Source organism: Streptomyces griseus, assembly GCF_900460065.1.
GTDB classification, from domain to species: Bacteria; Actinomycetota; Actinomycetes; order Streptomycetales; family Streptomycetaceae; genus Streptomyces; species Streptomyces griseus.
Genome location: NZ_UAVD01000039.1, coordinates 196,579 through 222,695, shown reverse-complemented (window position 1 = coordinate 222,695; position 26,117 = coordinate 196,579). Strand labels below are relative to the sequence as shown.

27 protein-coding genes, 1 tRNA gene and 2 pseudogenes are annotated in these 26,117 nt (G+C 73.7%); 15 read left to right on the top strand and 15 right to left on the bottom strand.

The window, feature by feature from the left end:
- Nucleotides 1-26 precede the first annotated feature (26 nt).
- Both DTB53_RS29200 and DTB53_RS29195 read left to right on the top strand, forming a co-directional pair.
- Nucleotides 27-1,226, top strand: a complete 1,200-nt coding sequence (locus DTB53_RS29200) for a peptidoglycan-binding domain-containing protein (protein WP_078562772.1) — start codon at nt 27-29, stop codon at nt 1,224-1,226.
- 230 nt (nt 1,227-1,456) lie between these two features.
- A complete protein-coding gene (locus tag DTB53_RS29195; RefSeq protein ID WP_012381123.1) occupies nt 1,457-2,119 on the top strand; it encodes an HAD-IA family hydrolase in 663 nt (220 codons plus the stop codon).
- Nucleotides 2,120-2,194: 75 nt separating this feature from the next.
- On the opposite strand, the pseudogene DTB53_RS29190 reads toward DTB53_RS29195, so the two are convergent.
- Nucleotides 2,195-2,929 (bottom strand): annotated as a pseudogene (locus DTB53_RS29190) (ABC transporter permease).
- A gap of 279 nt (nt 2,930-3,208) precedes the next feature.
- On the opposite strand from DTB53_RS29190, the gene DTB53_RS29185 reads away from it, so the two are divergent.
- The 3 genes from DTB53_RS29185 (at nt 3,209) to DTB53_RS29175 (ending at nt 6,274) form a co-directional block, all read left to right on the top strand.
- A complete protein-coding gene (locus tag DTB53_RS29185; protein WP_003969429.1) occupies nt 3,209-3,853 on the top strand; it encodes an HNH endonuclease family protein in 645 nt (214 codons plus the stop codon).
- 126 nt (nt 3,854-3,979) lie between these two features.
- Complete coding sequence (locus tag DTB53_RS29180) at nt 3,980-5,740, top strand: alkaline phosphatase D family protein (RefSeq protein WP_012381121.1); 1,761 nt, start codon at nt 3,980-3,982, stop codon at nt 5,738-5,740.
- 84 nt (nt 5,741-5,824) lie between these two features.
- The gene (locus tag DTB53_RS29175) at nt 5,825-6,274 is read left to right on the top strand and encodes a DoxX family protein (RefSeq protein ID WP_003969427.1); all 450 of its coding nucleotides are present in this window, start codon (nt 5,825-5,827) and stop codon (nt 6,272-6,274) included.
- Between the two features lie 180 nt (nt 6,275-6,454).
- Here DTB53_RS29175 and DTB53_RS29170 read toward each other — a convergent pair whose 3' ends face one another.
- Nucleotides 6,455-7,246 (bottom strand): superoxide dismutase family protein, encoded by a 792-nt coding sequence (locus DTB53_RS29170; protein WP_042497266.1) that lies wholly within the window; start codon nt 7,244-7,246, stop codon nt 6,455-6,457.
- Nucleotides 7,247-7,443: 197 nt separating this feature from the next.
- On the opposite strand from DTB53_RS29170, the gene DTB53_RS29165 reads away from it, so the two are divergent.
- Nucleotides 7,444-8,331: a DedA family protein gene (locus DTB53_RS29165; protein ID WP_012381119.1), complete on the top strand. Its 888-nt coding sequence runs from the start codon at nt 7,444-7,446 to the stop codon at nt 8,329-8,331.
- 79 nt (nt 8,332-8,410) lie between these two features.
- Here DTB53_RS29165 and DTB53_RS29160 read toward each other — a convergent pair whose 3' ends face one another.
- From DTB53_RS29160 to DTB53_RS29145, 4 genes are all read right to left on the bottom strand, one after another.
- Nucleotides 8,411-8,632: a DUF2277 domain-containing protein gene (locus DTB53_RS29160; RefSeq protein WP_007459290.1), complete on the bottom strand. Its 222-nt coding sequence runs from the start codon at nt 8,630-8,632 to the stop codon at nt 8,411-8,413.
- Between the two features lie 85 nt (nt 8,633-8,717).
- Nucleotides 8,718-9,182, bottom strand: coding sequence for a DUF7144 family membrane protein (locus tag DTB53_RS29155; RefSeq protein WP_003969422.1), 465 nt, complete (start codon nt 9,180-9,182; stop codon nt 8,718-8,720).
- 133 nt (nt 9,183-9,315) lie between these two features.
- Nucleotides 9,316-9,660, bottom strand: a complete 345-nt coding sequence (locus DTB53_RS29150) for a DUF8108 domain-containing protein (protein ID WP_012381118.1) — start codon at nt 9,658-9,660, stop codon at nt 9,316-9,318.
- Between the two features lie 226 nt (nt 9,661-9,886).
- On the bottom strand, nt 9,887-10,105 hold the full coding sequence (locus DTB53_RS29145; protein ID WP_003969420.1) for a hypothetical protein: 219 nt from the start codon (nt 10,103-10,105) through the stop codon (nt 9,887-9,889).
- A gap of 220 nt (nt 10,106-10,325) precedes the next feature.
- Between DTB53_RS29145 and DTB53_RS29140 the strand changes: the two genes are divergently transcribed.
- Nucleotides 10,326-10,949, top strand: a complete 624-nt coding sequence (locus tag DTB53_RS29140) for a histidine phosphatase family protein (RefSeq protein ID WP_012381117.1) — start codon at nt 10,326-10,328, stop codon at nt 10,947-10,949.
- A 53-nt stretch (nt 10,950-11,002) separates the two neighbouring features.
- Here the strand turns inward: DTB53_RS29140 and DTB53_RS29135 are convergent, their stop codons facing one another.
- Together DTB53_RS29135 and DTB53_RS29130 are read right to left on the bottom strand one after the other, a co-directional pair.
- Nucleotides 11,003-11,851, bottom strand: a complete 849-nt coding sequence (locus DTB53_RS29135) for an inositol monophosphatase family protein (RefSeq protein WP_012381116.1) — start codon at nt 11,849-11,851, stop codon at nt 11,003-11,005.
- Nucleotides 11,852-11,906: 55 nt separating this feature from the next.
- Nucleotides 11,907-12,575 carry a GNAT family N-acetyltransferase gene (locus DTB53_RS29130; RefSeq protein ID WP_012381115.1) on the bottom strand — a complete coding sequence of 223 codons (669 nt, stop codon included), beginning with the start codon at nt 12,573-12,575 and terminating at the stop codon, nt 11,907-11,909.
- Nucleotides 12,576-12,913: 338 nt separating this feature from the next.
- Between DTB53_RS29130 and DTB53_RS29125 the strand changes: the two genes are divergently transcribed.
- The 3 genes from DTB53_RS29125 (at nt 12,914) to DTB53_RS29115 (ending at nt 14,424) form a co-directional block, all read left to right on the top strand.
- Complete coding sequence (locus tag DTB53_RS29125) at nt 12,914-13,381, top strand: nuclear transport factor 2 family protein (protein WP_030700737.1); 468 nt, start codon at nt 12,914-12,916, stop codon at nt 13,379-13,381.
- A 48-nt stretch (nt 13,382-13,429) separates the two neighbouring features.
- Nucleotides 13,430-13,720 (top strand): hypothetical protein, encoded by a 291-nt coding sequence (locus tag DTB53_RS29120; protein ID WP_012381113.1) that lies wholly within the window; start codon nt 13,430-13,432, stop codon nt 13,718-13,720.
- A gap of 143 nt (nt 13,721-13,863) precedes the next feature.
- Entirely contained in the window at nt 13,864-14,424 is a 561-nt protein-coding gene (locus DTB53_RS29115) for an SUKH-4 family immunity protein (protein WP_012381112.1), read from the top strand.
- Between the two features lie 130 nt (nt 14,425-14,554).
- On the opposite strand, the gene DTB53_RS29110 is transcribed toward DTB53_RS29115, so the two are convergent.
- Nucleotides 14,555-15,391, bottom strand: coding sequence for an alpha/beta fold hydrolase (locus DTB53_RS29110; protein WP_012381111.1), 837 nt, complete (start codon nt 15,389-15,391; stop codon nt 14,555-14,557).
- A 156-nt stretch (nt 15,392-15,547) separates the two neighbouring features.
- On the opposite strand from DTB53_RS29110, the pseudogene DTB53_RS37605 reads away from it, so the two are divergent.
- Nucleotides 15,548-15,822 (top strand): annotated as a pseudogene (locus tag DTB53_RS37605) (tyrosine-type recombinase/integrase); the annotation flags it as partial.
- Nucleotides 15,823-15,892: 70 nt separating this feature from the next.
- Here the strand turns inward: DTB53_RS37605 and DTB53_RS29100 are convergent.
- A tRNA-Val gene (locus tag DTB53_RS29100) sits at nt 15,893-15,964 on the bottom strand.
- Between the two features lie 187 nt (nt 15,965-16,151).
- Between DTB53_RS29100 and DTB53_RS29095 the strand changes: the two genes are divergently transcribed.
- From DTB53_RS29095 to DTB53_RS29085, 3 genes are all read left to right on the top strand, one after another.
- Complete coding sequence (locus DTB53_RS29095) at nt 16,152-16,952, top strand: DUF4097 family beta strand repeat-containing protein (RefSeq protein ID WP_042497260.1); 801 nt, start codon at nt 16,152-16,154, stop codon at nt 16,950-16,952.
- A gap of 71 nt (nt 16,953-17,023) precedes the next feature.
- Nucleotides 17,024-18,469, top strand: a complete 1,446-nt coding sequence (locus DTB53_RS29090; RefSeq protein ID WP_078562771.1) for a coiled-coil domain-containing protein — start codon at nt 17,024-17,026, stop codon at nt 18,467-18,469.
- 52 nt (nt 18,470-18,521) lie between these two features.
- The gene (locus tag DTB53_RS29085) at nt 18,522-18,746 is read left to right on the top strand and encodes an FmdB family zinc ribbon protein (RefSeq protein ID WP_012381107.1); all 225 of its coding nucleotides are present in this window, start codon (nt 18,522-18,524) and stop codon (nt 18,744-18,746) included.
- 39 nt (nt 18,747-18,785) lie between these two features.
- On the opposite strand, the gene DTB53_RS29080 is transcribed toward DTB53_RS29085, so the two are convergent.
- The 4 genes from DTB53_RS29080 to DTB53_RS29065 are packed head-to-tail and all read right to left on the bottom strand — an operon-like array spanning nt 18,786 to nt 24,220.
- Complete coding sequence (locus DTB53_RS29080; protein ID WP_003969410.1) at nt 18,786-19,445, bottom strand: O-methyltransferase; 660 nt, start codon at nt 19,443-19,445, stop codon at nt 18,786-18,788.
- Between the two features lie 41 nt (nt 19,446-19,486).
- Nucleotides 19,487-20,341: an HAD family hydrolase gene (locus tag DTB53_RS29075; protein ID WP_042497258.1), complete on the bottom strand. Its 855-nt coding sequence runs from the start codon at nt 20,339-20,341 to the stop codon at nt 19,487-19,489.
- On the bottom strand, nt 20,338-22,971 hold the full coding sequence (locus tag DTB53_RS29070; protein ID WP_012381105.1) for a phosphoribosyltransferase: 2,634 nt from the start codon (nt 22,969-22,971) through the stop codon (nt 20,338-20,340). The genes DTB53_RS29075 and DTB53_RS29070 overlap by 4 nt, the downstream gene beginning before the upstream one ends.
- Nucleotides 22,972-22,981: 10 nt before the next feature.
- On the bottom strand, nt 22,982-24,220 hold the full coding sequence (locus tag DTB53_RS29065; RefSeq protein WP_003969407.1) for an HpcH/HpaI aldolase/citrate lyase family protein: 1,239 nt from the start codon (nt 24,218-24,220) through the stop codon (nt 22,982-22,984).
- Nucleotides 24,221-24,440: 220 nt separating this feature from the next.
- Between DTB53_RS29065 and DTB53_RS29060 the strand changes: the two genes are divergently transcribed.
- A complete protein-coding gene (locus DTB53_RS29060; protein ID WP_012381104.1) occupies nt 24,441-25,325 on the top strand; it encodes a TerD family protein in 885 nt (294 codons plus the stop codon).
- A gap of 39 nt (nt 25,326-25,364) precedes the next feature.
- Here DTB53_RS29060 and DTB53_RS29055 read toward each other — a convergent pair whose 3' ends face one another.
- On the bottom strand, nt 25,365-26,099 hold the full coding sequence (locus tag DTB53_RS29055; RefSeq protein ID WP_012381103.1) for a TerD family protein: 735 nt from the start codon (nt 26,097-26,099) through the stop codon (nt 25,365-25,367).
- Between the last annotated feature and the right edge of the window lie 18 nt (nt 26,100-26,117).

Genomic DNA, 26,117 nt, shown 5'->3' with positions numbered 1-26,117 from the left:
GGCAGTTCAAGGGGAGGGGACCCACCATGACCGGACACGCATGCCCGCGGTGCGGGAGACGGACGGCCGGGGAGCCCGGCACGGAGCACCGGGTGCCGTGCCGGTGCGGTGCGGGCGCGTCTTCGGCGCGGCTCACGGAGGACGAGCAGCGCGCCGCCCGTACGGCGGAGATCGCCGCGGCCGAGGACTTCGACCCGCTGCGCATCCGGCCGTACGTGACGCTGACGGACCATGCCGGGGCGCGCGGGGACGGGTCCGGGGGGCCCCGCCCCGGCTCCGGTACGCGGGAGGGCGCGGCCACCGGCGGGTGGGAGGGTGCGGGGCCCTCCGGCACGCGGGACGACGCGGCCTCCCCCGCGTGGGAGGGGACCGCCACCGGAACCGGACCGGCGGCGCCCGATGCCGCGGGCAACCCGGCCGATCCGGGGGCGGTGGCGAGCACCATGCCGTTGTTCCTGGGAGGTGACGGCCCGAAGGGCGGCGTGGGCGCCGCGCCGGACGCCGGTGGCACCGTGCCGGACGGAAGCCGGAGGCGCACCGCGGGCGCGACCCCCGTCTTCGCCCCCGACCCCGTGCGACCGCGTCGCAGGAGCCCCCTCGGGGCGCTCGCCGTTGGGGCGGCGGTGGCCGCGGTGGTCGGCACCGCGGCCTTCGCCGGCGGCCTGTTCGGCGGCGACGACGGCGGGAACGAGGCGCTGCCGGAGGCCACCACGAGCGTCCCGGACACCGAGGACGAGCCGGCCGCCTCGGTGGCCCCGTCGCCCTCCGCCTCGGCCGCGCCGCCCCGTACGCACTCCCCTTCGGCCACGCCGTCCGCGTCACCGTCCGCGTCCGCCTCGCCGACGCGGAGCCGGGATCCCGAGCCGACCGCCACCGCCACCGCGTCGGCACCGCCGGCCACCGGCGCGTCGCCCAGCCCGGACGCCGGCGCCCCGTCGGCCGCGCCGCCCGACGGTCCGCCCCCTGCGCTGGCCCCCTCCTCGCTGCGGCCGGGCGACCGGGGGCCGGAGGTCGCCGAGTTGCAGACCCGGCTCCGGACGGTCGGCGAGTGGCTCTACTCGGGGCCGGTCGACGGGAGCTCCTACAGCGACCAGGTGGCGCACTCCGTGGCGATCTACCAGTCGTACAAGGCGATCCAGGGCGATCCCATCGGTGTGTACGGGCCGAACACCCGGCGGGCGCTGGAGCAGGAGACGAACGGGAACGGGCGCCACCGGGCGCACTGAGCGCGCCGGGAGGAACCGCCGCGCGGAGGGATTGGCGTTCCGGCCCCGGTTTTTGTATCGTGATGGAACAAAGTAGCTCCCGCCCGCACTCCCTGACCGGCGGGCGGGGGTTGCTCTGGTCACGTCGCGCGGTACCGCGTACCGCGCGTCCCCCACAGCCCGTGTACGTCCTGCCCCGCGGCACGCGCACCCGGGCTGTTCGCACACCTCCCCGCCTTCTGGAGCAGCCGATGCCTCCCACCGTCCTCACCGCTCGCGCCCTCCTGTTGGACATGGACGGCACCCTCGTCAACTCCGACGCGGTGGTGGAGCGCTGCTGGCGGCGCTGGGCGGTCGAGCACGGGCTGGACCCCGAGGCCGCGCTCAAGGTGGTCCACGGCCGTCAGGGGTACGCCACGATGGCCGTCCTGCTCCCGGACCGCCCGGTGGAGGAGAACCACGCGGACAACCGGGTGATGCTGGCCGAGGAGACCGCCGACGTCGAGGGGGTCGTGCCGATCGGCGGGGCGCCCGCGTTCATGGCCGCGATCGCCGAGCTGCCGCACGCCCTGGTGACCTCCGCCGACACCGCGCTCGCGACGGCCCGGATGGGCGCCGCCGCGCTGCCGATGCCCGCCGTCCGCGTCACCGCCGAGCAGGTCGGCGCCAGCAAGCCGGACCCCGAGGGCTTCCTCAAGGGTGCGGCGGAGCTGGGCTTCGACGCGGCGGACTGCGTCGTGTTCGAGGACTCCGAGGCGGGCATCGCGGCGGGCCGGGCGGCGGGCATGCGCGTCGTGGGCGTCGGCCCGCGCGCCGCGGCCCTCGCGCCGGACGTCCACGTCGAGGATCTGACGCGGGTGCGCGTGGAGGCGGCCGCGGACGGCTCGATCCGCCTCCACATCGACGCGGCCTGAACCACGCCTCCCGCCGCTGCCACCACCCCGGCCCGACTGCCGGCCGTGCCCCGGCCCCTCGCTCCGCGGCGGGGCTCACTCGCGGTGCAACAGCCCGCGCGCGACCAGCTCCAGGACCACCGCGACGGCGACCACCTGGACGGCCATCAGCGCCACCAGGACGAACAGCTGGACGGCGCCCGCCTCCACGGGTCAGGCGCCGCCCAGCAGCATGCCCACGAACGCCCCCGGCAGGGTGACGAGCCCGACCGTCCTGGTCTGGTCGAGGCCGGGCAGCAACGCGTCCGACGCCGCCGGCCGCACGATCTCCAGCCTGGCGTCCCGGTCCGGCAGCCCGAGGGCCATGCCCGCCTCCACCTCCCCGCGCCGGCCCGCGAGTTCGTCCAGGGCGCGCCGCCCGCCGAGCACCGTCGCGGTGAGCGCCCCGCCGATGAGGATGCCCGCCACCGGGATGAGCGCAAGGCCCCGGACCGGCACGAGCCCCGTCAGCAGCAGCACCCCCACCACGGGCAGCACGCCCGCCCCGATCGGCACGGCGGCCCAGCGCCAGGTGCGGTTGCCGGTGATCCGGCGCCCCGCGGTCCACACCGCCACGGCGAACATCAGCGCCACGAACCCGAGCAGCGGCGCCAGGGAGCGGACCACCCAGCCGATGAGCAGGGACACGGCGGCGAGTTGGGCCGCCGCCCGCACCCCGGCGACGAGGATCTCGCGCGATCGTCCCAGCGAGGCCCACGCGGCGACGGCGGCGGCGAGCACCAGCAGGGCGGCGAGCACGACACCGAGAGTGGGCGAGACCGGAAGCAGCACGCGGCAACGATAGGCCCGCCCCCGGGACCGCCACCGGGGGCGCGCCCGGCCGCGCGAGCGCCCCCGAAGCCCCGGCGGGCGTCCAACATCACCCGAAACAACCGTCCGTGACGGTTCCGCGCGCTCCCGCGATCCGGCACTCCCTTGCACACCCCTTGATGTGACGTGCACATGTCGCCACTCTGTTACCTGACGCCCACCCCACGGAAACCTGGCGTCGCCACGATGGCCGGGCCTTCGCACGCCCGTCCAAGCACCCCCCACATCAAGGGAGTTCGCATGTCCGGTGTCTACGCGCGTCGCCTCTCCGTCGTCGCCGCAACCGCCGCGCTCGCCGCCACGTCCGCCCTGTTCACCGCCCCGAGCGCACAGGCCGCCATGCCCACCCCGGTCAGCGCGGCGACCGCACGCACCTACCTCGGCCAGCTCACCGTCGGCGCGGAGGGCTCGTCCAGCGGATACAGCCGCGACAAGTTCCCGCACTGGATCACCCAGTCGGGAGCCTGCAACACCCGCGAGGTGGTCCTCAAGCGCGACGGCACGAACGTCCAGCAGGACTCCTCCTGCGCCGCGGTCAGCGGCAGTTGGTTCTCGCCCTACGACGGCGCCACCTGGAGCGCCGCGTCCGACGTGGACATCGACCACATGGTCCCGCTCGCCGAGGCCTGGCGCTCCGGCGCGAGCAGCTGGACCACGGCCCAGCGCCAGTCGTTCGCCAACGACCTGACGCGCCCCCAGCTCATCGCGGTCACCGACAACGTGAACCAGTCCAAGGGCGACAAGGACCCGGCCGCATGGATGCCGCCGGCCTCCTCGTACAAGTGCACCTACGTCCGCGCCTGGGTGCACGTCAAGAAGCACTACAACCTGACCGTGGACTCCGCCGAGAAAAGCGCCCTGCAGTCCGCCCTGAACGGCTGCTGACCACGGCGCACGGCCGCTGACCCCGCGACCCGCCGCACGGCCCCGGCCGCCGGAACCCGTGCACGCTCCTCCCCCGTTCTGTACGTTACGGACCCCATCCGTGACGGCGTCGCGAGGAGACATCACATGGCCGGGCTGCGCCTGGGACCACTGCTGCGGTACGTCGACTGGGACTCGGGGGCCACCGCGACCGTCTGGGTCGAGGCGAGCCGTCCGTGCACCGTGGAGGTCCGGTGCGCGGACGGCGCCTCGGGCGCGTCGCCCACCTTCTCGGTGGCCGGCCACCACTACGCCCTGGTCGTCGTGGAGGGGCTGACCCCCGGTTCCACCACGGCCTACGAGGTGCTCATCGGATCCCGGCGCGTCTGGCCGCCCGACGGCAACCGCCTGCCGCCGAGCACCATCACCACGCCGTCCCCGACGCCCCGGGACGCCGCCGGGGCGGAGCCGGACCCGGTGCGGATCGCGTTCGGGTCGTGCCGGTGGGCGGCGGCACCCGGCGGCGGACACGACCCCGCGGGGCCGGACGCCCTGGTGACCCTCGCCGCCCGCCTCGCCGCGGACCCGGGGGCCGAGCGCCCCGACGTCCTGCTGCTCCTCGGCGACCAGGTGTACGCGGACGAGACCTCCGGGGCGACCCGGCGCCGGCTGGCCGCCCGCCGGGACCTGGACGAGGCGCCGGGCACGGAGATCGCGGACTACGAGGAGTACACCTACCTCTACGACGAGTCGTGGCGCGACGCGGAGGTCCGCTGGCTGCTCTCCACGGTCCCGAGCTGCATGATCTTCGACGATCACGACGTCATCGACGACTGGAACACCAGCGCCGCCTGGCAACGGGACATGCGCGCCCTGCCCTGGTGGCACGAGCGGATCGTCAGCGGGCTCATGTCGTACTGGGTCCACCAGCACCTGGGCAACCTCTCCCCCGCCGAACTGGCCGCCGACCCCGTGTACGCGGCGGTCAGGGCCTCGCCCGACGGCACCGAGACGCTGCGCCGCTTCGCCGCCGAGACCGACGCCGACCCCGCCCGCACCCGGTGGAGCTACCGGCGTGTTTTCGGCCGAGTACGGCTGGTGATGGTCGACACCCGCGCGGCCCGCGTCCTGGCCGAGGAGCGACGGGCGATGCTCGACGCCGAGGAGGGCGACTGGCTGCGGGACGCCGTCCTGAATGACCCCTCTTCGTACGATCATCTGCTCGTCGGCAGCTCCCTGCCGTGGCTGCTGCCCCCGCTCGTCCATGACGTGGAGCGCTGGAACGCGGCCCTGTGCGCGGGCGTACGCGGGCAACGCTGGGCACGCGTCGGCGAGAAGCTGCGCCGCGCGTCCGACCTGGAACATTGGGCGGCCTTCCCGCAATCCTTCGACCGGTTCACGGAGCTGCTGCGGGAGGCGGGGAGCGGCCCGGACGCCCCGGCGACGGTATGCGTCCTCTCGGGCGATGTGCACCATGCGTACATCGCCGAGCCGCGGTGGCCGGACTCCGGCGCCGGGTCCGACTCCGCCCCCGGGGCCGATTCCGCTCCCGGCGCGGGGGGCTCCCCGGCCTCCCGCGTCCTTCAGCTGACCTGCTCACCCGTGCACAACTCGATCCCCCGGTCGATCCGGACGGGTTTCCGTTTCGGCTGGAGCCGGGCGGGCCGGCGGATCGGCCGGCTGCTGTCCCGCCACGGCCGTAACGGGAGGCCGCCGGTGACCTGGGGCAAGGCGGGCGGCCCCTGGTTCGGCAACCAGCTCATGACGCTCACGCTGCATGGCCGGAAGTCTGCGCTGACATTGGTCCAGGCCAAGGCAACCAGGCAGGGAGCCCAGCTCGAAGCGGTTCTTGAGCGTTCACTCACCCCTGAGAGTGAGGCGATTTCCGGCCACTCGACAGAATGTTGAAGTTGCAAGCACTGATGAGGCCTCCCTAACCTGTGGCGCTCAATCGGTTCACGTCCCCACCACGACCGAAGGAGCACACCCCCCATGCTCATCCGCTTGAACCAGGCCCAGCCCTACGTTCTCAGCCTCTTCCGCTTCGTCGTCGGTCTGCTCTTCGCCTTCCACGGCGCCGCGACTCTCTTCGGGGTGCTCGGCGGCAACCAGGCGGAGACCGGCGCCTGGCCCGGCTGGTACGCCGCCCTGATCCAACTGGTCTGCGGGTCCCTGGTCGCCCTGGGCCTGGGCACCCGCGCTGCCGCCTTCCTCGCCTCGGGGTCGATGGCCTACGCGTACTTCAAGGTGCACCAGCCCGAGGCGCTCCTGCCGCTCCAGAACGGCGGTGAGGGCGCGGCGATGTTCTGCTGGGCGTTCCTGCTGCTGGTCTTCACCGGCCCGGGGAGCATCGCTCTGGACCGCTTCTTCGGTTCGCGGAACACGGCGGCCGACACCGGGGGCGCGCCCCGTCGCGACAAGACCCCGGCCGTCCCGGTCTGACCGACGAACACGGTCCGACCCGCTGGCGGGCGTCCCGGTCCGCCCCGGCCGTCCCGGCGGCCCCCGCAGCCTCCTGGCACCGAGCGGCGGGGACGTACGGCGGTGCCCCGGCCCTCCGGTGACGCGGAGGAACGGGGCACCGCCGTACGCCGTCGCCCGCCCGGGGGGGGCGCGGCCCCGTCACCCCCGCCCGGGGGGCGCGAACGGCACCGTGAAGCAGGCCGCCCGCTCCCCCGCACCGCCCTGCCGGTCATGGATGACCACCGACCGCGCCCCGTCCTCGCGGAAGCCCCAGCCGTGCCGGGCCGCCGCCCGCCCGTCGCCCTCCTCGTCCGTCCGGAAGTCCAGCCACACCTCGTTGACCGGGTCCGCCGTCGCCGCCGGGCGGTGCTGGTAGTGGGGCCCCGCGGCGGCGGGATCGGCGCCGCAGGGCGAGGTGTGCACGTGCATGCCGTACGCACGGCCGGGCACGAGCCCCCGCAGCCGGGCGTCGACCCGGGTGCCGGACGGATCCGTGAACCGGGTGACCTCGATCCGCGCCCCCGCCGGGACCAGCCGGGTGTCGTACGTCAACGCGTCGGACGGGACGAAGGAACCGGGCGGGGAGAACACCCCCGCGGACCGCATCCAGGAACCGCCGCCCACGGCGACGGCGTCATCCGTGCGGCTCGGGTCCCCACCGCCGCCCGGCGCCGGAGCCGCCGCCGGGGTCCCGTGCGCGCCGTGCGTGACGTGGCCGCCGTGCGCGACGTGACCGCCGGTGGAGGGGGCCGCCCCGCCGTCGCCCGTTCCCCGGGCGACCCCGACGCCGCAGGCCAGCGCCAGCAGGACCGCCGTGCCGGCCAGCACGCCCGGGGCCCGTGCGACCCCCCGGCCCCGCGATGTCGCCCCGTCCCCGCGTCCCGCGGGCCCCCGCCGCCCCGAAATGGGGTGCGCCGGACCGCGTCCCGTCCGTACCATCCATGCCGTCATGTGCTGCTCCTCGCTCGTGCCGGTCGTTCTCCCCGCCTAACGGGCACAAGGCCTCCAGGTGTACGTGACCTGCACAACATCACCCGCCCTGGGCGGCGTCCGGATGAGCCTCACGCGTACGCTGTACAGCTGAACCTGCCGCCCATGCCGCTCCCCTGCGACGTCGCGGCGTTGACACGATCGGGGAGTAGTAGACGGTGCTAGAGAGTGTGGGCGCGCTGACCAGCAGCCCATGGATCTACGCGGTGGTCGCCCTCTCCGTTCTGCTGGACGTTTTCCTTCCCCTGCTGCCCAGCGGCGTGCTCGTCATCACGGCCGCCACGGCGGCGGCTGCGGGCACCACCACCGTCAGCGGCGCCGAGGGGCAGGTTCCCTCGCTCGTCGTACTGATCCTCTGCGCGGCCACCGCCTCGGTGCTCGGCGATCTCGTCGCCTACCGGCTGGCCTGGCGCGGGGGCGACCGGCTGGACCGGGCCATAGCGCGGTCACGGCGGCTCACCTCCGCGCAAGAACGTCTGGGCGCGGCGCTGAGCCGGGGCGGCGGCGCGCTGGTGATCATCGCCAGGTTCGCCCCCGCGGGCCGCTCCGTGGTCTCCCTCTGCGCGGGCGCCGCCCACCGCAGGAAGCGGGACTTCCTTCCCTGGTCGGCGCTGGCGGGCCTGGCGTGGGCGGGCTACAGCGTGGGCCTCGGCTACTTCGGCGGCCGGTGGCTGGGCTCGACGTGGTTCGGCACGGCCGTCTCCGTGCTGGCCCTGTTCGTGGCGGGCGCGCTGGCGACCTTCCTGGTGAAGCGGCCGGCGGCGGCGCGGGCCAGGACGGCGGTCGAAGCCGAGCCCGAGGCGGCGGCGACGGTCACCGCGGGGGCGGGAACTGCGACGACCGCGGCGACGGGGGCGGTGTCGACGACGGAGGCACTGGCGTCCGGAGCCGGGGCCACGTCCGGGGCCGGCTCCGCGGTGCCGCGGGCGACCCCGGTCGTTTCCGTGCCGTCGCCCGCGCTCGCCCCCCAGTCCGCTCCTCCCGGCGGACCGGCCGCCCTCGGCGGGCCGGGACCGGTAGCGGCGCCCGCACCGGCCGCGCCCTGACCGGAAGAGGCAACCGGAAGGGGCTGAAGGGACCGAAGGGGCTGACCGGAAGCGGTCGGCCTGCGGGCGGCGCGCCGCCTCAGCCCCGGGCCGCGCCCCGTATCTCCAGGCCGTCGAGCAGCTTCATCGTGGCTGCGGTGATCTCGTCGACGGCCCGGTCGAACACCTCCCGGTTGTGCGCGGCGGGCGCGCGGAACCCGGAGACCTTGCGTACGTACTGAAGGGCGGCGGCCCGCATGTCCTCCTCGGTGGCCTCTTCGGGGAGGGCGGGCGGGCGAAGCGTCTTGATGCTGCGGCACATGACTCCAGTGTGTACCGCACCACTGACAACGGACACCCGTGGCGGCGGCCCGCCCCGCCGCAAGGCCGGTTCGCCCGCCCGTCGCTCAGCTGCTCCGCACCTGGTCGCGCGGGTTCGACCGGTCGGTGCACAGCGCCCAGATGACGAAGACGTCGATCGCGATGGTGACGATGGCCCAGACCGGGGTGTACGGGAGCCACATGAAGTTGGCGATGAGGTTCAGCGAGGCCAGAACGACACCCGCGGCGCGGGCCCAGGCCGCGCCGCTGAGAATGCCCCAGCCGACCAGGATGAGGATCACGCCGAGGACGAGGTGGATCCAGCCCCACGAGGTCACGCTGAACTTGAAGACGTAGTCGTTGATGCGTGTGTAGACGTCGTTCGAGGCGATGCCCGCGATGCCCTTCAGCACGCCGAGGACGCCGTCCACGAAGAGAAGGACACCGGCGAACACCGTGCCTCCGGCCGCCCAGGGGCTGCCCGAGCCGCCGCCCGGACGGGGGTCGGCGGGGCGCGAGGCACCTGGTGCGGGGGTGCTGGGCTGCGACATGAGGACTCCTTAGCCGGAACAGACGCCGGGCGCCTGCTGTCCTGACCTGCCCTGGTCATACGTGCAGATCAGCTCCGACGCTCCTCCCGGCCCCTGCGCGGGGCCACCCGGACGCACCCGTTCGGGTGACACGTCACGGCGCCCCGACCGTGACCACGCGCCCCTGGGCGTCGACGGTGAGCGCCACCCGCTCGACGCGGTTGACCAGGGCGAGGACCGCCCAGACGATCCCCCACACCAGGCAGGAGAAGACGGTGAGGAAGGCGTGCAGCACGTGGTTGACCGGCTGCCCGCGCACCAGCACCACCTGGCTCTCCGAACGCGACTCGACGCGCCAGCCGCTCGCGATGCGCCGGCTCACGATCCAGTCCAGGATCAGGGCGCGCTGCGCCGCGTCGGGGGACCCGCCCCCGGCGACGTAATAGCCGGGCGGCGGCTCGATCGAGGCGCTGTCCCGTACCGTCCGACGCCGCTTCACGGGGCCACTCCCAGGTGTCGTGTCACGGGGCCACTCCCAGGTGTCGAGTCACGGGGCCGCTCCCAGATGTCGTGTCACCGGACCCTCCCCGGTCGTCGGGTCACGGGCCCCCAGGTCGTCGGACCACGGGGCCCTGTCAGGTGGCGTGAGCAAGGGGTCGCCCCCCGGGCCCGCCTCACGGGTCACTCACCGGCCGTCCCGAGTCACGCCCAGGCCGTCTCACGGCTCACTCCCAGGTGTCGAGGTCCCCGCCGCGCCATTCGATCAGCCCCGGCCGGTCCAACTCGACGACCTTGTCGGGCCCCGGGGCGAATCCCGCCGACCGCAGCAGCGCGGCCACCTCGCCCCGCCCGTGCGCCAGGCCCACGATCTGGCCGTGCACGGTGACCCGCCGCCCTCCGGTCGCGGAAGGCGGATAGACGATCACGGGCGGGTGCTCGGCCATGCCTCCACGGTGCCTTGAGCACTGCCCCCGCGCATCCCGGGAGGCGCGTCCCCCAAGCCCTGCGGGCGCCCTTCAGCCTCGCGGGCCCCTCCAGCCCTGGGGGCCTCGGCGGCCCCGGGGGCTGGAGGGGCCCCCGTCGGCCTCGGCGGAACCACCCGAGCACGCCCGAACGTCTCCGGAGGCGTTCGTACGATCATGAACCGCGACGGAGGAACCGCCCATGACGGCAACGGCTGCCCGCTACCTGTACCTCACCCGGCACGGGCAGGCCTCCGCCGACGAGAGCACGCTCACCGACGCGGGCCGCCGTCAGGCCGCCCTGCTGGGTGAGCGGCTCCGCGGGGCCCCGATCACGGCGATCCACCACGGCCCGCTCCCGCGCGCCGAGCAGACGGCGCGGCTGATCGGTGAGCGGCTCGCGGGAGTTCCGCTGCTCCGCTCCGAACCGGCCGGCGACTACCTCCCGTACCTGCCGCGACGGGAGGAGCTGCCGACGGAGTCGGCCGACGAGACGCTCGCCCGTCTCGCCGGGTTCCCGGCGGCGGAGCGCGAGCCGGGGCCCGGGCTGGCCCGGGAGGCTCTGGCGCGGTTCACGGGAACGGTCGAGGGCGAGGAGCCCCGCCACGAGCTGCTCGTGACCCACAACTTCCTCGCCGCCTGGCTCGTCCGGGCCGCGCTGGACGCCCCGGAGTGGCGCTGGCTGGGCATCAACCACGCCAACGCCGCACTGACCGTCATCCGTTACGCGCCCGGCCGCCCGCCGGCCCTCCTCCTGTTCAACGACACCGGCCACCTGCCCGCCGCACTCCGCTGGACCGGCTTCCCGCCCGAGCTGCACATCTGAGGGAACGCGGCACGGCGGGCACACCGCCGGTCCGGCACGGGCGGTGCGGCGGTTCAGGCACTCCGCCCGCGCTCACGGATCGACGACATCAGCAGCCCGTGCGTCTCCGCGTCCGCGGCCACGACGAGGCCGCGGCCCTCCGGCCCGACGGGAGCGCCGTCGACCCCGGTGACGACGCAGCCGGCGGCCCGGCACAGGGCGATCCCGGCGGCGAAGTGGACGCTCCCGCTCAGGTCGCCGCCGTCGGTGACGTAGGCGGCCCTCCGGCCGGCCGCGACCCAGGCCAGGGCGAGCGTCGTGGAGAGGACGCGGGGGCGGAACCGTTCGACGAACCCGGGACGGGCGAGCAGGTCGACGGCGCGGAAGGCGGGGGCGCCCGGGAAGGGAGGATCGAGGTTCACGTCCACCAGCCGGGTGTCCGCCGTCGGCGCCAACCGCTCCTCGCCCGCCTCCGGCCGCCCCGCGACACGACGGGAGGCCCGCCCTGCCGTGCCGTGACGGACCCATGCGGTCTCGCCGTCGGTCAGGAAGACCTCGCCGCTGAACGGGTCGGCCACCGCGGCCGGGCCGTTGCGCAACGCCACGTTGACGGCGACCAGTGGGGAGCCGGTGGCGTAGTTGAGCGTCCCGCACAAGGGGTCCACCAACCACGCGCGTACCGCGCCGGCCTCGCCGTACCGGCCGCCCTCCTCGCCGTGCACCGCGTCCCCGGGCCGGGCGGTACGGATGACGTCGAGGATCGCCGCCTCGGCCGCCACATCGGCGTCGGTGGCGAAGTCCCCGGCGCCCTTGTCGATACGGGAGTGCCGCCGCCCGTACCGGTCGCGCACGACCTCCGCCCCGGCCAGGGCCGCGGCTGCCGCCACCTCGGTGTCCGTCGGGCTCACGGGTGCGTCGATCATGCCGAGCAGAGTAGCGGGAGCCCGCGACCGCCGTACGGTGCGCCCGTCACCGCCCTCACGCTCCCCCGGTGTCCTGCCCCTGACCGTTGTCGAGCAGCAGCACCTCCGAGCCGACCGGGCGGAATCCGGCGGCCTGGAAGGCCCGGATGCTGCGCGCGTTGCCTGCGGCCTGCTGCGACCAGAGCGGTTCGCCCGGGGGTACGAGGTGCCGTGCGGCGGTGGCGAGGGCGCGGCCGAGGCCCCGGTGCCGGGCGTCCTCGTCCAGTTCGACGGCGACCTCCCACCGCCCCGCCACGCCGCGCCCGAGCACCAGCACTCCCCCGTCGGCCTCCCACATCCGCACCCCGTCCCGGCGCCGACGGGCACTCGTCGCCCGCGGGTGCACGGAATCGCTGACCTCCCTCAGCTCCAGCGCGGGCCCACCGGGCAACGGGTCCGCGACGGTCAGGAGGTCGATCGTGTCGGTGACGCGCCCGGTGCGCTCCAGAAAGGCCGTCAGGAAGCGGGGGTGCATGGTGGCGGCCAGCGCATCGCACTCCAGGGCGGCGAGCGTGGCACGGACCCACCCGGGATCCTCGTCGGTGAACACGACGGAGTGCGCGGTGAAGGCGATCACCCCCGTGTCCCGGTCACTCGGCGCGGGGACCACGGTCGTCCTCCCGTCGGCGTCGGGAAACCGCCCGTGCGCCGCCCCGGCCAGGATCCCGGCCAGCGTCCGCCCCATGAACTACCCCCTGGTACCACGTCGTTCAGCCGAGCCACCGTTCCGCCGCGTTCCGCGGCACGGCGCGGGACCGATGGACGACGCACCGTCAACCGGCCGCTCCCGCGACGCCCGGCCCAGGGTAGGACGGTTCGTCGCACGGCGAACGTCCAGGTGCCCCCGGTACCCGCGCCCGAGGAAGCGCCACGACACGGCCCCACCCCGCCCCCGTCCGCCATGGCCGGCCTCCGGCATTACCTCCGACGTAATCGACCGCGAACGCCCGCCCCCGGCAGGATCAAACCCATCAGCGGGAAGCAGCCACCGACCGGCCCCGCCCCAGCAGCGAGGAGAGCACCATGTCCGTGACACCCACCACCCCCACGACGAGCCCGGCCGCCACCACGTCCTCCCCCGCCGAGACGACCAGGGCCGTGGTGCAGGCCTTCCTCGCCGCCCGGCTGGCCGGAGACACCGCACGGCTCACGGCACTCTTCGCCGACGAGGTCGACTGGCTGCTCGCCGAGAACCCGACCGTGCCATGGATCCGCCCCCGGTCCACGGCCGCCGAATGCGCGGCCCAGTTCACGGAGTTGATGGAGCACACCGTGCCCGAGGACGCACGCGCCTCCGTCGACGCCTTCCTCGTCGACGGCACGGACGCCGTCCTGACGGGGCACCTGTCCGGGACTGTGCGGGCGACGGGTAAATCCTTCGAGGGGCCGTTCGCGCTGCGCCTCACCGTGGAGAACGGCCGGATCACCCGGCACCACCTCTACGAGAACAGCCTGTCGATCGCGGAGGCGGTGAGCGACCGCGCGCGGTGACGGGACCTACGATGGGCCACCGTTGGACTCGCGCGAGACGGGTGAGCCGTGGACCTGCCGGAGTCCCTCGACCGCGCCGTGGCCGCCCTGAAGGCACCGCTGAAGCGCGTCGACCGCGAACAGGGCTGGACCGACGAGCTGCGACGGGAGATCCAGGAAGAGATCTCGATCAACCGCTCGGCCCTGCGGCGCCACGGGCCCGGAACGGTCCGATATCTGCGCCCCCGCCTCGATGAATGGCTCGCGCACGAGGCCGTACGGCCGGGAGACCTGCGCGACACGGTGATGGAAGTACAGAGACTCATGACCGAGGCGCGCGACGCCGATTCCCGCCCCTGAGCAGCGGTGCGGCCGGCCGGGCCGGTAAGCGCGCACGGCTCCGAACGCCACCGCCCCAGGGCTGTCCCGCGCGTGCGCCCGTGCCGTGACCTGAGACCGGCTCGATAGGGTCAGCACCGCAGCCGACGGTGGAGGATCGTTCGATGGCGACGTACGACCAGCTGACCGCGTGGGCCGGTCCGGGCCACGTCACGCGAGCCGGACGGGACGATGTGGCCGGCTGGCGGATCCCCGGCTCCGCGAAGGCACAGCTCGTCGAGGTCGGGATCCCGGTGGCACCGCGCCTCGTCCGACGAGTCGTGGTGCAGAGTGAGGCCGAGCCGGCCCTGCCCACGTCCCGGGGCCCGCTCTACCGTCTCACCGAACAGGCGGACCCCGATGATCGGGCCGAGCGGTCATCGTTCGGCGTCGAGCCGGAGACCGGGGCGGTCTACTTCGTCATGCCGGACGGCGAGGCATGGTTCGCCAACTCGGATGTCGGCGTGTGGCTCGACGCCCTTCACCGTTACGGCACTCGCGTCACAGCCTCAGAGCTTCTCAGCGAACCGGACGGGCCCGAGGAGCACCTCTCGGAGGAGGAGGAAGACCGGGCTTTCGCCGAGCTGAACCGGCTGGCCGAGGAGCTGAAGGAAATCGACCCGGCGGCCTTCGACGGCTACGAGGGGTTCCTCTGGCCAGGACTCCTGGACCGCTGGCTCTACTGACCCCGGCCGGAACTCGACAGCTGAAGTCCCTCCCGTGCGTTGCGGTCGTTCGGGGGTCGGCGGTCAGTTGGAGCTGCTCCGAGTACCAGAAGCCAGTACCAAGCGCCGCCGAACCGCTCGAACGAAAAGCTCATCCCCTGATGAACTCGATGATGTGCGGGGCGATCTTCTTCGGGGCCATGACCACGGCACCATGGTTGAGACCGGGCAGAGTGCGGTGGTCGGCCTGCGGCAGGATCTCGGTGACGGCGAGGGCGCCGCGCCGGAACGCGGCCGGGCTCTTGCCACCGGTCAGCACGCGGGTGGGTACGGCCACACCTTTCCACTCCTCCGCGTCGAGAGGCTTTCCCTGCTGGGTGTCGCCCATGACCGCGATGTCATAGGGCAGAGTCCCGGCCAGCTCGGTGAGGTTCGCCCACATCTTCGGCATGAGCTTCATGAAGAACACGGCGATGCCGGGCATGCCCTGCACCCTGGTCATGAAGTACTTGACCGCGTCACTGCGCCGGCCTTCCGCGAGCAGCGCGGTGATCTGCCGCGCGAGATCCCTGGGCGGCCCGTCGTCGCCTTCGGCGACAACGAACGGCGGCTCGTACAGAGCCAGGCATTCGACGTTGACCCCCGCCGCGGCCGCGCGCAGGGCGAGAACCGCTCCGGAGGACGAGCCGAACAACGACGCCGAACCGCCGGCGTGTTCGACCAACGCGGCGATGTCTTCGACCTCACGGTCGGGGGCGTAGACCTCGGCGTCACCGCTGGCACCCCGTCCGCGCCGGTCGTAGTTGATCACAGTGAAGTGCTGGGCCAGGAGAGCCGCGAGTTTCGTCGTGTCCGAGCGGTCTGCCAGTGCGGAGGCGACCAGGACGACGGCCGGCCCGCGGCCCGACTGCTCGAAAGCGATCTCGGTGCCGTCCGCGGAGACGACCCGGGCCCCGGTTCCGTCCGACTGCTTGCGTGCTGTTGCCACGTTTCTCTCCGGTTCGCGTAGGGGCCGCACTGCTGTGGTGCTGCTACTCCCGATAGGACCGCCGCAGCGCAGAAAACTCATCGGTTCGTCAGGCGCCCGACACCGAAGCCCTCACATCACGGGACTTGACGATGCGTCAGCTCTCCTCTGCTTTTCGGTGTGCCGACATCAGCCCGCGACCCGTATCGGTCGCTCACCCGGGTCGCCGGCACCGCAGGGCTTCGCTTCATCCGCTGCACGATGCCCGCCACGGCTGCGCGACCCTGCTCACCGCCGCCGGGACCGCTCCCCGTGTGGTGATGGAGATCCTCGGGCACAGTCAGATCGCGGTCGCGACGAACATCCCCGCCCACGTCGGGCAGGACACGCGGCGCGAGACCGTCAGTCTCCTCGACCGCATGCCGGGGCGGCACCGGCCCGACCGTGGGTGACCGCGCCCTTGATGTCGGGGCTGGATGCCGAAGACCCCCGGCCGCGATCGGCCGGGGGTCTTCGTACGAGTGGGCGCGGACGGTTTCGAACCGCCGACATCTGCTTTGTAAGAGCAGCGCTCTACCCCTGAGCTACGCACCCGTGGATGAGGCAACAGCCTACATGGACCGGCGCCCCTGCTCATAAACCGGTCGGTGCGGGGGATAACCCCACCACGAGACGGTAGCCGTCCGGATCCCGTCGGGCGGCCTCGGTGCATACGGTTGGAGTGCGCCGGCAGCGATGTCCGGTGCCTCACCGTCCGGCACGCACTGGGGGACCGATCACCGTGGACATCGTGAAGAGCGCAGCGACCCGCACGCTCCGTGGAGCGCCCGGGCGGGCTCTCGCTCTGGGGGGCGGGGTCACGTTGCTGGCCCTGGCTCTCACCGGGTGCGGAGGGACGGACGTCGACGACGCTCCCGTCGAGCGCAAGTCGTTCGCCCTGACGGGGAAGACCCTGACCATCGACGCCGACAACGCCACCGTGGACCTCGTGCCGGCCGACGTGGAGCAGGTCGAGGTGGAGCGGCAGGTCGACGGGTGGGTGGTGCTGGGCAGTGGGCCCGACCCCGTCTGGAACATGGAGGGCGACACCCTCACGCTCCGGGTGAAGTGCGACGCGCTGATCAACAACTGCGAGGCCCGGCACCGGGTGAAGGTGCCGCGCGGGGTCGATGTGACGGCCTCGTCGGACAACGGGACGATCAGCGCCACCGGCTTCGACCGCGCGCTGGACCTCTCGTCGGACAACGGGAGGATCAATGTCCGGGACGCGAGCGGCGCGCTGAAGCTGAAGACCGACAACGGGGAGGTGCGGGCGGACCGGATATCGGCCTCCTCCGTGGTCGCCCGTGCCGACAACGGGGAGATCCGGCTCGGCTTCACGTCCGTGCCCGCCCTCGTGGACACCGTGAGCGACAACGGGGGCATCACCATCGACCTGCCGCCGGGCGGGCAGAAGTACGCGGTGGACGCTTCCGCCGACAACGGGAACGTCTCGATCGGGGTGCCGCGCGACGGCGGCAGCGCCCATGTGGTGAAGGCCCGCAGCGACAACGGCCAAGTCACGGTGCGAAGCGCGAACTAACCGACCCGTGTGTTCGTCCTTACCTGGTGGGACAATGTACCGGGCAGGGCGAATCGGCACGGGAGAGGGATGTGACGGCGACACACGCGCGGCCGGAGGCAGGAGCGGGTGGGAGTTCCGCCGTCCAGAGGGAGCAGGGCCGACCGGGGCAGCACGCCCCCGGCGGGTTCCGGCGGCCCGGTGGGCTCGGTGGTTCCGGGGTCCGGGACGTCCTGGCGCTGATGCTGTTGCCCGTGCCCCTCGTGCTCGCCGCGCTGCCCGCCGCCTTCGCCGGTGGGGGTACGCGCCGGTGGTTCGGTGGCCGCGGGGAGAACGAGCGGGCCGACGCGCAGGCCGCGAAGGACGCCGCCGCCGAGGCGTTCTACGAGCTGGACAGCGCCCAGCGTGATCTCCGGATCTCCATCGAGACCATCAACGCCGTGGACGGCTCCGCCCGCGGTCGCAAGGCGTCCGAGGACTTCGCCGCGCTCGGCCGGCGCATCGACGAGGTCAGTCACACCTACATCACCGCCGTCGACAGCCACGACCTGGACCGGGACGATCTGGAGCCCGCCGTGGCCTCCAGAGCCCGCACCGAGCTGACCCGGGCCAAGGACGACCTCGTGCGGGTCAAGGGCGAGCTGGACCGCTTCGCCCAGGGGCTCGGGCCGCTGCTGGGCAGCGCGGAGACGCAGCTGGCCCGGCTCGCCCCCGCCGTCGAGCGGGCCCGGCAGGCGCTCCTGGGGGCGAGCAACGCCCTCGACAGCGTGCGGGCCTCCGGGCTGCGGGCCGACGAGCTCGCCGCCCGGCTCGCCGCCCTCGCCCCGGAGCTGACCAAGCTGAACCAGGGGGCGGGGGCGCACGGCGTCGCGGAGACCCTCCAGCGGGCCGACACGGTGCTGCGCGACGCCGAGGCCGTGCGCATCGAGGCGGAGCGGCTGCCCGAGCGGGCCGCCGAGATCGACCGCAGGCTCGTCTCGCTGCGGACCCGCGCCCAGGCCCTGACGACCCGGGCAGGTTCGGTGGAGCCGGTGCTCAGCGAGTTGCGGCGGCGCTTCTCGGCCGCCTGCTGGCAGGATCTCCAGCCCGTTCCGGAGCAGGCCGCCGTCAACGTCCGGCAGGCCGAGGAGAAGCTCGCGGAGGCGGCGAAGGCGCGCGACGAGCAGCGCTGGGCGGATGCCACGTCCCGGCTGTCCACGGTCCGTGCCCTGCTCAACGCCACGGACGAGGCGGTCTCCGCCGCCGGTGACAGGTTGCGGCAGTTGAACGCCGTGGCGAAGGACCCGCAGCAGGAGATCGAGCGGACCCGGTTCGCGGTGCGGGACGCCCAGCGCCTGGCCATGGCGGGCCGGCACACGCCCGACCCCCGGCACGCACGGCCGCTCGACGACTCCGTCGCCCGGCTGGAGCGGGCGATCGCCGGGCTCGAAGGGCGCCACCCCGACTACTGGCACTTCCTGACCGAGACCGAGGCTGTTCGGCAGACCGCGGCCCGGGTCGTCTCCGACATCCGTGAGGAGCGCGGCACCGGCGCCTGAGGCGGACCGCCGGGGGATGTGGCCCGCGGCCCGGAGGCCCTAACCTGAGCCCATGCCTCGCTATGAATTCCGCTGCCGCACCTGCGGAGACACGTTCGAAGTCAGCCGTCCCATGGCGCGGTCCTCGGACCCCGCCGCCTGCCCCGCGGGCCACGACGACACCGTCAAGCTGTTGTCCGCCGTGGCCGTGGGCGGAGCAGCGGCGTCCGGCCCCGCACCGTCCGGCGGCGGTGGCGGTGGCGGCGGGGGCTGCTGCGGGGGCGGCTGCTGCGGCTGAGCCCGGCCCGGAGAGGCCCCCGCGACGCGGCGCCGGGGCCTACTTCTTGCGGGACAGGGTGAGGCCGTCGGAGACGGTCAGCAGGACGCTGTCCATCCGGGCGTCCGCGCTCACGTGGTCGTTGAACTCCTTGATCGCCGCCGCCGGGCCCGTCGCCTCCGGGTCCGTGACCCCGCCGTGGAAGAGCACGTTGTCCGTGGCGATCAGCCCGCCCGGCCGCATCCTCGGCACCAGCTCCTCCCAGTACGCGATGTAGCCGCCCTTGTCCGCGTCCAGGTAGGCGAAGTCGATGTGCGGCTCGGCGGGCAGCGCGCGCAGGGTGTCCAGGGCCGGGGCGATGCGCAGGTCGATCCGGTCCGCGACGCCCGCTTTCTCCCAGGCCTCCTTGCCGTACGCCGTCCACTCCTCCGAGATGTCGCAGGCGATCAGCGTGCCGTCGGCGGGCAGCGCCTGGGCCATCGCCAGGGCGCTGAAGCCGGTGAACGTGCCGACCTCCACCACGTGCCGGGCGCCGACCAGCCGGACGAGGAAGGCGAGCAGCGGGGCCTGTTCCTCGGCCGACTGCATGCCCGCGTGGTCGGGGAACCGTGCGTACGTGGTGTCCACCAGCTCCCGTTGGACCGGGTCCAGCGGCGGGTTGTGCGCCAGCATGTACGCGTACAGCTCGGCGGTGATCGTGGTGTCGTTGCCCTTGGTCATGCCCCCAGCCTCGCGCACGGCGCGCCCGCCCGCAGGCGAACTCACACGGCCGCGGCCGCCAGGAACCGGCGCAGGATCTCCTCGCCCGCGGCCCCTCCCCGTTCCGCCAGGGCCACCACGTGCGGGGCACGCCAGCCCTCGTCGGCCAGTTCGCCGTGGCCGGGGCGCCAGCCGAGGTCGGCGGCGAGCAGCAGGTCCGCGTCGAGGAGGGAGTCCCCGGCGGCGAGTGTGCGCGTGGCGCCGGTGCGGCGGGCGACCTCGTGCATGGCGGCGCTCTTGGTGAGCGGCGCCGGGACCACGTAGATCTTCCGGCCCTGGAGGGAGACCGTCCAGCCGCGCGGCCCGGCCCAGGCAGCCAGTTCCCTCACCCATTCCTCGGGCAGCAGGGAGCGTTCGACGACGAGGTAGGCGAAGAGGTCCTCGGCGACCCGTTCCTTGAGGAGCCAGGCCGGGTCGGCGGTGGTGGCGAGGTGGGCGCGGATCTCGGTGAGCGGGGCGCACTCGGCCGCGATCCGGTCCGCCACCCGCCGCTGCCAGTCGGGGTCGGAGACGCCGTCGACCAGGATGTGGCCGCCGTTGGCGCAGATCGCGTACCGGGAGGCGGGGCCGGGGAGGTGGATGCGCCGGTACTGCTCCCGGGTGCGGGTGGTCGTCGGGACGAAGACGGTGGAGGCCGCCACCTCGGTGAGGAGGGCGGCGGCCGTCTCCGTCAGGTACGAGAGGGGCTTGTGGCCGTAGACCTCGACGCAGAGCAGCCGGGGGGCCTCCGCGTCCGGCATGGACAGGTCGAGCGAGGCCGCCGAGTAGATCAGTGTGCGGTCGAGGTCGCTCGCCACCAGGGTGCGTGCCGGGGAGGCCGGTGACGGCGAGGAGGGAGCCGGTGACGTCATGCTCATGCGCCCTTCACCGGCTCTCCGCCGGCCGTCGGGGCGCTGCCGCCCGCCACCGCCCTGCCGTCCGCGCCCGTCGCGCCGCGCGTGTACCGGGGGTGGATCAGTCCGACACAGCTGTACGGGAGGTCGTCGACCTCCTCGACCGGGACGCCGCGCTGTTGTGCGAGCAGCCGTATGTGCTCCAGGTCGGCGCCCGCGCCGCGCTGCGCGAGGATCTTCCAGGGGACCCGGCGGAGCAGGACCCGGGTGGTCTCGCCGACGCCCGGCTTGACCAGGTTGACGTCGTGGATGCCGTACTCCTCGCTGATCCGCTCGACGGCCGCCCAGCCCTCCCAGGTCGGGGCGCGGTCGGCGGCGAGGAGTTCCTTGGCCTCTTCCTCGACGCGGCCCGCGACCTCGTCGAAGCGGGCGGCGATCGTGTCGAGGAAGAGGCCCGAGACGTCGGAGTCCGCCAGCTCCCGGTAGAACTTCCCGCCGTGGAAGTCGTCGGGGCCGACCAGGTCGGCGCGGAGCACCGTGCGGGAGATGAGGCCGGAGACCGTGGAGTTGAGGCAGGCCGAGGGGATGAGGAAGTCCTCGCGGGTGCCGTACGTCCGCACGCAGCCGCCCGGGTCGGCGAGCACCGAGATCTCCGGGTCGAATCCGGCGGGCCCGCCGGAGGCCTCGAACTCCTCCAGCGCCGCCGCCAGTTCGCGGGTGATCGCGCCCTTGCCGGTCCAGCCGTCGACGAACACCACGTCGGCCGGGTCGTGGTGGGCGGCCAGCCAGCGCAGGGCGGTGGCGTCGATGCCGCGGCCCCGGACGATGGAGATGGCGTAGTGCGGCAGGTCCAGGCCGTGCCGGTGCCGGGCCCAGCGGCGCATCAGCACGCCGACCGGGGTCCCGGCGCGGGCGAGCGAGACGAGCACGGGGCGGGGGCCGCGTTCGGCGAGGACCGTCTCGGTGACGGTGCCGACCGCGCGGGCGATGCGCGCGGCGGAGGTCTCCAGGGCGGCGGTGAACAGGGCCTGGTAGGCGGCGCTCGGCTGGTACTCGACGGGCAGCGACTCCGCGTAGTGCGCGCCGCCGCTCTGGATGGCCTCCTCGCGCTCCTCGGTGGGCGCCTCCAGCTCGGTGTCCGAGAGGTCCTGGAGCAGCCAGCCGACGTCCTCGGGGGCGTAGCTGGAGAAGTCGGGGCCTCGGAGGGGCTCGGGCAGCACGGCGGGCTCCTGCCGGTGGGGGACGGGGGTGTACGAGGGGACGACCGCGAGGAGCACCTGGCCGGTGTGCTCGGCGAGCCGGGCCAGCAGGCCTTCGGGGGCGTGCAGTTCGGGGGTGTCGGCGGTGGAGTCGACGACGGCGACCACCGCGTCGAAGCCGGCGCCCGCCACGTTGTACGCGTACCGGTCGCCGGGGCCGTCCGCCGGGGCGTCGTGGGCCGGGAAGACGAGGCGGGTGCGTATCGCGTAGCCGGGGTCGTCGACGGCCAGGACGGGCGAGCGGGTGGTGGTGGAGTAGCGGACCTCGGTGTCCGCGCCCAGCGTTTCCTCCAGGGCCGTGCCCAGGCGCAGGGGCGCGTACATCAGCTCCTCGAAGCCGAGGACCAGGATCCGGCGGGGGCGGGGGCCGGTGGGGTCGCCCAGCGCGGCCGCGACCCGGTGGGCCATGCCCGGGAGCGCCGCTTCCAGCGCCGCCCGGTGGGCGGGGGTGAAGCCGTGCCGGCCTCCGTCGGGCACGCCGGCCGGCCAGTCGAGGTCGACCCGGGTGACGGGGGCGGTGTCCGCACCCCCGGCGGGCCCCGCCGGTCCTCCGGCCCGGCCGGCCCGTGCCGCCCGTTCCCCTTGCGCTTCCTGTTCCGCTTGCGCCGGCTGTTCCTTCTGCGCCGCCCGGTCCGGCTGCGCCGCCTGTTCCGCTTCCTGGGCGGCGACGAGGGCCTGGCCGCGTTCCAGCACGCCGTCCGGCAGGGTGACCGTGCCGGCGCCGCGCGTCACCAGGTCGACGCGGGCGCCGATCTCGGCGGCGAAGGCGGTCAGCCGGTCGCGGTCGCCGGCCGACCGCATGTCGACCAGGGCGACGATGACGTACCGCTCGCGCGGGTGCAGGGCGTGCAGTGCGCGGATGGTGTTCAGGACGGTGTTGCCGGTGGAGAACTCGTCGTCGACCAGCACCAGGGTGGGCGCCTCCGCTCCCCCGGCCAGCAGCTCGGGGTCCTCCGGCAGCAGCAGGTGCGACGTGGCGTGCGAGTGGGCCTCCTCGAAACCGCCCGCCTGCCGGACGCCCGCCACCGGACGGCGGGTGGAGTGCAGGTACGGGGCGTCCCGCAGGCCGTCCGCGACGGCGTGGCCGAGGCCGGTGGCCGTCTCCGCGTACCCGAGGACCACCGCGCGGCGGGCCTCCCGGGCGCCGAGGAGCTCCCGTACGCGCTCCCCCAGCTCGAACCCGGCCCCGTGGACGACGGAGGGCCGCTGGGGCACGTGCTTGCCCAGCACGTTGGACACCAGCAGATGCGCCCGCTTGGGGTTGCGGCGCAGGGCCAGGCCCAGCAGTTCCCGGAGCTCTCCGTCGCCTTCGAGGGCGACTCCCAGTCGCTCCGCCACCCAGTCGCCCGACCACACCACGTTCTCGGTCTCTTCTCTCGTCGCGCGCTCGCTCATCGACGCGCGCTCAGTTCGCCAGTCCGGCGGCCAGCAGGTCCACGAAGCCGACGTCTTCCCTCGCCACGCCGAAGACCTCGGCCCGCTGGAGCGTGCGCTCGGCCCAGGCCCGGTGGGGCTTCACTTCGTTCATCTTGTTCGTGTAGGCGGAGCGCAGCACCCCGCCGCCCCCGCGCTCCGGGCTCAGGATGTCCTGGGCGTCGGTGTACTCCTCGTGGCTGACCACGGACAGTGCGTGGACCGGGGCCACGTGCGACGGGTGGATGCAGGTCTTGCCGAGCAGGCCGTTGGCGCGGTCCAGCTCGATCTCCCGGAGGAGTCCGTCGAGGTCGTGCTCGATGAGGGCCGTGCGCAGTTCCTCGGCCCGGCCCTCCAGGAAGGGGCTGCGGCGCAGCTGGGGCTTGAACATGCGCTCCTGGCGGCGGAAGTACTCCCAGACCGGTCCGGTGATGGTGAAGCCGGTGCCGTCGGCCCGGCCGAGCACGTTGACCACGTCGGCGATCACGGAGGCGACGATATGGACGTCGTACGCCGTCATGTCGGGCGCGCGGCGCAGTCCGTAGGCCGAGCAGAAGTCGGTGACGCCGAGCCGCAGGGCGAGCACCCGGTCGCGGTGCTTCTCGACGCTGCGGGCGATCCCCCGGAGGATTTCGCCGCGCGTCTCCAGATGGAGCAACTCGGGGGATTCGAGGACCGGCATGGCGAAGAGTCGCCGTCCGCACTCCGACTCGGCCTCGGCGAGCGCCTCCAGAAACGGCTTGCCACGGTCCTCGGTGAATTTGGGAAGTACGAAACCGGACAACATCCGGACGGAGTCGCCGAGGCGCCGCACCAGGTCGACGATCTGAGCCGGTTCCCGTACGCGGACAAAGAGCAGCGGCACATCGGCGCCCGCCGCGTCCGTGGTCCCGTGCGGGTCCCGCGCGGCGGTCCCCTCCGTCCGGCCCTCGGGTCCCGCTGCCGCGTCGCGGGCGGCCAGCTCGGCGAACTGCCTGATCAGATTGGATTCGGCGCCGATGACCTCGGCGTCGTCGATGGAGTCCTCCAGGCACAGCACCATGGAGACGACGCCGCGCGCGGCCTGCTTGAGCACGTCGTCGGCGAGCGACGGCCGGGTGGCCGGGGAGTAGAGCGTGGCTCCCAGGGCGACGGACAGCATCCGTGCCGGGGAGTCCGCGGTGAAGGTGCGGGGCTCCCTGAAGAACAGACCCTCGCGGGCAGTGGGCGATATGTGCCCGAAGTGACGCATCATTTTCCCCGAACTGCCTGACCGGCCGGACAACGCATGGCCGGTAATAGTACGTACGGACGGGTGTCAACAGTTCCCCATGTACATGAATTTCCGGTTACCCGCTCCTTGTCCGGCCCCCTGTCGCGGTATCTTCACGCCCTGTCCGCGCCGCCGCCGAGCTCGGCCGTGCCTCCCCCCGCGTTGTCCGCACGGGGCCCCAGCAGGCAGGATGACCGTCATGACGCACACGATGCTGAAGGGCTCGAACGTCCCCGTCGATGCCGCGGCCGTCCGGGCCGTGCTGCGCTGGACCCCGGGCGCCGGGGTTCCCGACGTGGACGCCTCCGCCCTGCTCCTCGGTGCGTCCGGCCGGGTGCGGTCCGACGAGGACTTCGTCTTCTACAACCAGCCCCGGCACCCCTCCGGCCTGGTCCGGCGGCTGCCCAAGCGCAGTGTCCCGGAAGGGCTGACGGACACCGTCGAGGCGGACCTCGGGGCGCTCGACGCGTCGGTGGACCAGGTGGTCATCGCGGCCTCTTCCGACGGGGCCGCCTTCGAGCAGGTCCTGGACCTGCGGATACTCCTCTTCGACGCCGCGTTCGCCGAGGGCGAGCCGCTGGCGGTGTTCGATGTCCGGCCGGAGACCGGGCAGGAGACGGCGATCATCTGCGGCGAGCTCTACCGTCGCGGCGAGGGGTGGAAGTTCCGGGCGGTCGGCCAGGGATATCCCACCGGCCTGATCGGCCTGGCCACCGCCTTCGGCATCTCGGTGGACGAGTCGGAGGCCGCGCACGGGGACCAGGCGGGGAGCGGGGCGCAGGACCCGGCCGCCGCGGCGGGCGTGGGGGCCCTCCCGGCCGCCGCGCCGCCGCCACCGGCCGTGCCGCCCGGGCCCGGCCCCGACTCCCAGGCCACGGTCCAGCACCGGCAGCCCTCCTACGGCTATCCGCCGCCGGTCGCGCAGCCGGCCGCCGCCGGGGCCCAGCAGCCGGCGTACGGCTATCCGCAGCCTGCCGCCGAGCCGCCCGCGTACGGCTATCCGCAGCCCGCGGCAGCCGCCGCGCACGCGCCCGACCCCCATTTCGCGCTGCCTCCACAAGGTCCGCAGTTCGTCCGGTCCTGAGCCGCCCGTGCCGGTGCTCGGGCGCACGGCCGTCCGGGCTCAGGTCCGGGACTTGTAGCCGCGCCCCCATTGCATGCCGTAGCCGTACAGCCGGTCCAGCTCCGACTGGAAGCCGTACACGAACTTCACCTCGCGGCGGACGATCAGCTCGTCCTTGACGTTCTCCACGGTGAACACCGCGCAGGAGCGGGCCTGGGGCGCACGCTCGTCCAGTTCGATCTCGATGCGCGGGCCGTTGCCGGGGTAGAGCGTGATCTTGGCGTGCGTACGGTCGAACGCGGGCGTCCGGTCGTAGATGTAGACGAAGAACAGCAGCCGCTTGATCTGGTCGCGCTGGTCGAGGTTGACGTAGACCGTCTCGCCCGAGGGTGCGCCGAACCGGTCGTCGCCGCTGAGCCGGACGTAGGGCGGGCCGTTGAGGTCGCCGATCAGGCTGCCCAGCGGCTGCACGACGCCCTTGGTGCCGTCCATCAGCTCGTACATGCAGCCGAGGTCCAGGTCGACGTTGACGACGCCCTGGGTGTGCGCCTGGACCACCTCGGGCTGGAAAAGCTTGAGGGGGCGCCGCAGCATGCCGCTCTGGCGGGACCGGCCCTCGATGTCCGAGGTCCGCATCCGCCAGGACAGGTTGACCCGGAGGTTGCCGGACAGGGCCCCCTGCTTGTTGAGCGAGATCGTGGCGTTCCGTTTGGTCAGCACGACCGCGCTCGACGTCGAGTTGCCCGAGTCGAACTGCGCCGCGCGCCCCGGCCACAGGCCGTCGAAGAATCCCATACCAACCCCCACCTGTTC

Excerpts from the sequence above, each read along its gene's own strand:
- DTB53_RS29130 (WP_012381115.1), bottom strand. The coding sequence starts at position 12,575 with ATGGGGCGGACGCTGGCCGGGATCCTGGCCGGGGCGGCGCACGGGCGG.
- DTB53_RS29140 (WP_012381117.1), top strand. The coding sequence starts at position 10,326 with ATGACGGCAACGGCTGCCCGCTACCTGTACCTCACCCGGCACGGGCAG.
- DTB53_RS29085 (WP_012381107.1), top strand. The coding sequence starts at position 18,522 with ATGCCTCGCTATGAATTCCGCTGCCGCACCTGCGGAGACACGTTCGAA.
- DTB53_RS29195 (WP_012381123.1), top strand. The coding sequence starts at position 1,457 with ATGCCTCCCACCGTCCTCACCGCTCGCGCCCTCCTGTTGGACATGGAC.
- DTB53_RS29175 (WP_003969427.1), top strand. The coding sequence starts at position 5,825 with ATGCTCATCCGCTTGAACCAGGCCCAGCCCTACGTTCTCAGCCTCTTC.
- DTB53_RS29170 (WP_042497266.1), bottom strand. The coding sequence starts at position 7,246 with ATGACGGCATGGATGGTACGGACGGGACGCGGTCCGGCGCACCCCATT.
- DTB53_RS29125 (WP_030700737.1), top strand. The coding sequence starts at position 12,914 with ATGTCCGTGACACCCACCACCCCCACGACGAGCCCGGCCGCCACCACG.
- DTB53_RS29160 (WP_007459290.1), bottom strand. The coding sequence starts at position 8,632 with ATGTGCCGCAGCATCAAGACGCTTCGCCCGCCCGCCCTCCCCGAAGAG.
- DTB53_RS29060 (WP_012381104.1), top strand. The coding sequence starts at position 24,441 with ATGACGCACACGATGCTGAAGGGCTCGAACGTCCCCGTCGATGCCGCG.
- DTB53_RS29070 (WP_012381105.1), bottom strand. The coding sequence starts at position 22,971 with ATGAGCGAGCGCGCGACGAGAGAAGAGACCGAGAACGTGGTGTGGTCG.
- DTB53_RS29055 (WP_012381103.1), bottom strand. The coding sequence starts at position 26,099 with ATGGGATTCTTCGACGGCCTGTGGCCGGGGCGCGCGGCGCAGTTCGAC.
- DTB53_RS29065 (WP_003969407.1), bottom strand. The coding sequence starts at position 24,220 with ATGCGTCACTTCGGGCACATATCGCCCACTGCCCGCGAGGGTCTGTTC.
- DTB53_RS29145 (WP_003969420.1), bottom strand. The coding sequence starts at position 10,105 with ATGGCCGAGCACCCGCCCGTGATCGTCTATCCGCCTTCCGCGACCGGA.
- DTB53_RS29115 (WP_012381112.1), top strand. The coding sequence starts at position 13,864 with ATGGCGACGTACGACCAGCTGACCGCGTGGGCCGGTCCGGGCCACGTC.
- DTB53_RS29135 (WP_012381116.1), bottom strand. The coding sequence starts at position 11,851 with ATGATCGACGCACCCGTGAGCCCGACGGACACCGAGGTGGCGGCAGCC.
- DTB53_RS29200 (WP_078562772.1), top strand. The coding sequence starts at position 27 with ATGACCGGACACGCATGCCCGCGGTGCGGGAGACGGACGGCCGGGGAG.
- DTB53_RS29075 (WP_042497258.1), bottom strand. The coding sequence starts at position 20,341 with ATGAGCATGACGTCACCGGCTCCCTCCTCGCCGTCACCGGCCTCCCCG.
- DTB53_RS29185 (WP_003969429.1), top strand. The coding sequence starts at position 3,209 with ATGTCCGGTGTCTACGCGCGTCGCCTCTCCGTCGTCGCCGCAACCGCC.
- DTB53_RS29155 (WP_003969422.1), bottom strand. The coding sequence starts at position 9,182 with ATGTCGCAGCCCAGCACCCCCGCACCAGGTGCCTCGCGCCCCGCCGAC.
- DTB53_RS29180 (WP_012381121.1), top strand. The coding sequence starts at position 3,980 with ATGGCCGGGCTGCGCCTGGGACCACTGCTGCGGTACGTCGACTGGGAC.
- DTB53_RS29080 (WP_003969410.1), bottom strand. The coding sequence starts at position 19,445 with ATGACCAAGGGCAACGACACCACGATCACCGCCGAGCTGTACGCGTAC.